4 protein-coding genes and 1 pseudogene are annotated in these 4858 nt (G+C 63.4%); 3 read left to right on the forward strand and 2 right to left on the reverse strand.

Features of this window, described 5'->3' with window-relative positions:
- Positions 1 to 748 (reverse strand): annotated as a pseudogene (locus ACMV18_RS07595) (hypothetical protein); the annotation flags it as partial.
- A 4-nt stretch (positions 749 to 752) separates the two neighbouring features.
- Positions 753 to 1127 carry a Co2+/Mg2+ efflux protein ApaG gene (apaG, locus tag ACMV18_RS07600; RefSeq protein ID WP_339584627.1) on the reverse strand — a complete coding sequence of 125 codons (375 nt, stop codon included), beginning with the start codon at positions 1125 to 1127 and terminating at the stop codon, positions 753 to 755.
- Positions 1128 to 1234: 107 nt separating this feature from the next.
- On the opposite strand from apaG, the gene rpe reads away from it, so the two are divergent.
- From rpe to ACMV18_RS07615, 3 genes are all read left to right on the forward strand, one after another.
- Entirely contained in the window at positions 1235 to 1918 is a 684-nt protein-coding gene (gene rpe / locus ACMV18_RS07605; RefSeq protein ID WP_420817336.1) for a ribulose-phosphate 3-epimerase, read from the forward strand.
- 370 nt (positions 1919 to 2288) lie between these two features.
- Entirely contained in the window at positions 2289 to 3617 is a 1329-nt protein-coding gene (locus ACMV18_RS07610) for a lipase family protein (RefSeq protein WP_420817337.1), read from the forward strand.
- Between the two features lie 219 nt (positions 3618 to 3836).
- Positions 3837 to 4858, forward strand: a 1022-nt coding sequence (locus ACMV18_RS07615; RefSeq protein WP_420817338.1) for a methionine aminotransferase, incomplete at its 3' end; no start/stop codon positions are given.

The raw sequence follows: 4858 nt of genomic DNA on the forward strand, positions 1-4858 counted from the left end.
CGTGCACCCGCTCGGTGGTTTGCGACAGGTGGCGAAAGGCATGCCGCGCACTGGCTTCGTTGGAGCGGCCCTCTGCGCGCGCCATCTTGGTGTCGAAGTCCACGTCCACCCGCACACCCATGCGCGAGCGAAACGCCGGCGAGAAGCCCGCCGCGCGGATCTGCGTGGCCAAGTAGAGCATGGCGTCGTGGAAGGGCTCGCGCCAGCCCAGCGGGCAGGCCGCGCCGTTGCAGCGCTCCGGATCCAACTCGCGCATCGCGTCTGCCCACAGCTCGCCGATGGCATTGAGCGTGGGCTCATCCAGATCGGCCAGCCATTGCGCATCGGCCGGATCGTCGAACAGCAGGTTGAACAGCGTGCCCAGGTCGTCGGTGTCCGGGCTCAGCGGCAGCACGCGGCGACGCAGGCGCTCGCCCAGTTCGTTCAAGAAAGAGGTGCGCGGCGAAAAACCGAAGTCGGCCAGCAGGGCAGCCACGTCACCATCGCGCCAGATGCTGGCGAGCATGCTGACCACGCGGGCGCGGCGCGCCGGGTCTTGCTGCAAGGTGCTCACCAGCGTGCGGATGCCATACCGCTGCTCGGCGCGCCGCACCCAGCCCAGCACGCGAATCAGCCACAGGTGCCGAACCGCCTGGGGCGCTTGTGGATCGGCCCCGTCCAGCAAGGCTTGCAGTTCCACATCCTGACCGGGCCGCGACCACCAGGGCCGTCGCTGCCACAGCGTCTTGAGAGAGGCCAAGCGCTTCATCAATTCAGTGCAGGGATTGTTGACGCGCCAGGGTGAAGGCCGGGATGGGCGCCTCAAAGGCTTCGGCCGCGTCGGTCATGCAGAAGTAGGTGCCCTGCATCACGCCATGGGGCGTGTTCAGGCGGGTCCAGCTGGTGTACTCGAAGCGCTCACCTGGTTTGAGCAGCGGTTGGTGCCCGACCACGCCCAGGCCGCGTACCTCCTCGACATGGCCCGTGGCATCGGTGATGACCCAATGGCGGCCGATCAATTGCGCGGGCACCTCGCCACTGTTGACGATGGTCACCGTGTAGGCAAAGGCGTACTCGTGTCGCACGGGATTGCTCTGGTCTTCCAGGTACTGGGGGACCACGGCGCAGGTGAATTGGGCTTTGCTCATGCGGCCCATTCTAGGCAATCCCCTTTCATGGACTCTGTGACATACCCTGGCAAACCCTGGGGCTGTCTTTTTACAATGGCGCACCCATCCACCGAAAGGCCCTTTCCATGTCGCGCACCTTCCGCATCGCTCCCAGCATCCTTTCTGCCGATTTCGCCCGCCTGGGCGAGGAGGTGCGCAACGTCATCGACGCCGGGGCCGACTGGATCCACTTCGACGTGATGGACAACCATTACGTGCCCAACCTGACTTTCGGACCGATGGTGTGCGAAGCGCTGCGCAAACACGCCGTCAAGGCCGACGGCACCGCCGTGCCCATCGACGTGCACCTGATGGTGCAGCCCGTGGACGCGTTGGCCCAGGCCTTCGCCAAGTCGGGTGCCGACATCATCACCTTCCACCCCGATGCCTCCACCCACGTGGACCGCACCTTGCAGCTCATCAAGGCCGAGGGTTGTCAGGCGGGCCTGGTGTTCAACCCCGCTTCGCCCGTGGACGTGCTGGAGTGGGTCATCGACAAGGTGGACGTGGTGCTGCTGATGAGCGTCAACCCCGGCTTCGGCGGTCAAAGCTTCATCGACAGCACGCTGCGCAAGGCCGAGAAGGTGCGCAAGATCATCGACGCTTCGGGCCGTGACATCCGCCTGGAGATCGACGGTGGCGTGAAGGTGGACAACATCCGTCGCATCGCCGACGCGGGCGCCGACACCTTTGTGGCGGGCAGCGCCATCTTTGGCAAGCCGGACTACAAGGCGGCGATCGACGCGATGCGTGCTGAGTTGGCGAAGTGAGGGCACTCGCAAAGTCAGTGCCTTCGAACATGGGCCCATGGGCTTGGGCGCCATGTCCTTCGGGCCAACGCGTTCTTGCCGAGCGCTTGACCCAAGCCTTGGCATCTGGCCCAGGTTCACCTAGTGAAGACGCCACATGACGCGATATCCCCCCCGTGAAATCCCTGGCACAGGGGAAACGCGCGTGCGCATTGCACGTGAAACAAAAGATCTTCGGTCATGGTGAGCAAAAGGACCACGAAAGCTGTGGTGCCGCGCGGCTCCTGTGCCTGGTGATATGTCACCGGGCAAGCAGGCAGCCGCACGACGCAAGATGGACATGGGCCACATGATCGAAAAGCCTCCTCCACCCATCTTTCCTGGATATCTGATGCCCATCCACTCACAAGCCAAGCGCCTGTTGCGCACCCTGACCGGGGTCGCCGTTGCCGCAGTCACCCTCCCGGGCGCATCCACCGCGATCGCTGCCACGGCGACGCCGGACCCGTTCTATGAGTACACAGACAGCACCCCGCTGTCCAGCTACGCGCCAGGCACGGTTCTCAAGACCCGCACCATCACTTATCGCATCCTGGGCTTGGCAACACCGCTGAAAGCCACGCAATTGCTGTATCGCTCGGTCGATGTGCAAATGCGGCCTGTGGCAAACGTCACCACGGTGGTCAAACCCTGGTGCCTGCTCTGCCTGAACAAAAACAAGGTGGTCTCCTACCAGTCGTTTTACGACTCGTTGAATCCTGAAGACTCGCCTTCGCGCTCCATTGCTGGCGGCAAGCGCTTGCCCGATCTGATCCCAGGGGTTGAAACGGCACTGTTCGCCCCCTTCCTGATTCAGGGCTACACCATCATCATTCCTGACACCGAGGGGCCGAAGGCCAACTTCGCAGCCGGTCCGGAGTACGGCTATCACACGCTCAACTCGATCCGGGCCGCGCTCAAATCTCCCGAGCTGGGCCTGCCCAGCAACACCAAAGTGGCGATGATCGGTTACTCGGGTGGCGCCATCGCCTCGGAATGGGCCGCTGAGTTGGCACCAACCTATGCGCCTGACGTGAACCAGAAGCTGATCGGCAGCGCCATCGGCGGTGTGCTGGTGCACCCTGACCACAACCTCGACTACATCCAGGGCTCGCCCATCTGGGGCGGTGTGGCGGGCATGGCACTCATCGGCGTGGGCCGCTCGTTCGACCTGAACCTGCCACAGTACCTCTCCGAAAAAGGGCTGGCGCTTCACGAAAAGATGAAGAACCAGTCGATTGTGAACGTGCTGGGCCAGTACCCAGACCTGTACTGGAAAGACATCGTCAAGCCCGAGTACGAAAACCGCCTGAAGCTGGGTGCCTACGTGGACAGCGTGAACAAGGTCATCATGGGCACGGGTGGTACACCCACGACCCCAATGTTCATCGGCCAAGGTACCGGCGGTGAACTTGAGGGCACGAAGGCTTCGCCGATCTGGGGCAAAGGCGACGGCGTGATGCTGGCGGGCGATGTTCGAACCCTGGCGCGTCAGTACTGCGCCAAGGGCGTGCAGATTGAGCACAAAGAATATGCTCTGAGCCACTTCACGAGCATGGCCGTGTGGCTGCCACAAGCCATTGACTGGGTGAATGACCGCTTCCGCAACAAGCCGGTGCCGCAAAATTGCGCCAGCATTCAGCCTGGGAACCCGCTGGATCCGGTGGTGGCCTTGCCCTGAAGTAGGACGGGCGACGGCTATCCAGAGTGGCGGCCCGATATCACTGTGCGTTGAAGCACACAGCCAGGCCTTCGAGGCCTGGTTTTTTTTGCGTTGTCAGATGGCTCCTCGACAGGGAGCCATGCCTCGCCTCCTCTGCAACGCCACGGTGCTGACAAGGGATGTTCTCTATCGCAACTGACCTGCTGATGAGGGGGCCTGCACGCTATCCTTGCCGGCATGCCCAGCTACCCCCGCCCCCTCACCTCCCGCCTGCCCCAGGTCGGCACCACCATCTTCTCGGTGATGTCCGCGCTGGCCAGCGAGCACGGCGCCATCAACCTCTCGCAAGGCTTTCCGGACTTTGATGCGCCCGCCGAGTTGCTGGCGCTGCTCGACCAGTACGCCCGCGCCGGCCACAACCAGTACGCCCCCATGACCGGCGTGCCGGTGCTGCGTGAGGCCATTGCCGCCAAGGTGAGTGCGCTGTATGGCGCGTCTTACGATGTGGATGCCGAAATCACCGTCACCGCCGGGGCGACGCAAGCGATCTTCACGGCCGTGGCCGCCTTGGTGCACCCGGGCGACGAGGTCATCGTCTTCACCCCGGTGTACGACAGTTACGCGCCGTCGGTTGAGTTGCAGGGTGGCAAGGTCGTCTATGCCCACCTGAGCCTGCCCGACTACCGCCCCGACTGGGACGAGGTGACCCGCTTGATCACGCCCCGCACGCGCATGATCATTCTCAACAGCCCGCACAATCCCACCGGCACGGTGTGGACGGCCGAAGACATGGCCCGGCTGGAAGCCCTGGTGAAGGACACCGACATCGTTCTGCTCAGCGACGAGGTCTACGAGCACATGGTGTTCGACGGTGCCCGGCACGAAAGCGTGCTGCGCTACCCCGGCCTGGCCGAGCGCGCCTTCGTCGTCTCCAGCTTCGGCAAGACTTACGCTAACACCGGTTGGAAGGTGGCCTACTGTCTGGCGCCGCGCGAACTCATGGCCGAGTTTCGCAAGGCACACCAGTTCATCGTCTTCACCGTGCACGCACCATCGCAGCACGCCCTGGCTGACTTCATGAAGCGCCCTGGCTGGTACGAGCAGCTCAAGGCTCTGTACCAAGGCAAGCGCGACATTTTCCGGCAGGCGCTGGCAGGCTCACGCTTTGAGTTGCTGCCTTGTCAGGGCACCTACTTCCAGTGCGTCAAATATGGTGCCATCAGCGACGAGGGCGACCGTGCCTTTGTCGAGCGCCTCAC

The organism is Aquabacterium sp. (assembly GCF_048860245.1).
Taxonomy (GTDB): Bacteria; Pseudomonadota; Gammaproteobacteria; order Burkholderiales; family Burkholderiaceae_C; genus Aquabacterium.